Source organism: Pediococcus argentinicus (genome assembly GCF_001437605.1).
Taxonomy (GTDB): Bacteria; Bacillota; Bacilli; order Lactobacillales; family Lactobacillaceae; genus Pediococcus; species Pediococcus argentinicus.
Map to the genome: position 1 here is coordinate 1 of NZ_JQCQ01000082.1, position 495 is coordinate 495.

The 495-nt window shown below is 30.1% G+C and carries 1 protein-coding gene; it reads right to left on the bottom strand.

The features are described 5' to 3' along the window. Window positions 1-495, bottom strand: a 495-nt coding sequence (locus IV88_RS08990) for a restriction endonuclease subunit S (protein WP_201781928.1), incomplete at both ends; no start/stop codon positions are given.

Genomic DNA, 495 nt, shown 5'->3' on the forward strand with positions numbered 1-495 from the left:
TGATTGGCAGCGATAAGTTTATCTAAACCAGATAATAGATTTTCTATATTCGACTGCTCGTATAAATGAGGTATATATCCTGAAACTTTACTCAGTTCATTTTTATTTATTTTTTTAGGGAAAGCTATATGTAAAGTTTTAGACCATATATCTTTTTGTACTGCTGGGGAGCCTAGCCAATGCATTATAAAAAAGGAATTGAATTGTTCACTTTTAACTTTTAATAAAGCTAAACTAACATAGTATGCTGCTGGAATATTCTCTTGAAAAATATTGGCTTTGCCAATACTTCCTATTCTAGTAATTAAAACATCACCATATTTCGGAAATGTCTTAAAATCACGCTTAAAATCATCTTCCGAAATAAATTTATTTGATCTTAAAGACTGAATATTTTCGACACTTAAAAACATAATACCTTCTCTTGTATACGCTGGTGTCTGATGTGTTCCATCATAAACATTTGAAACATCTTTTAACTTACGCTGTTCCCAA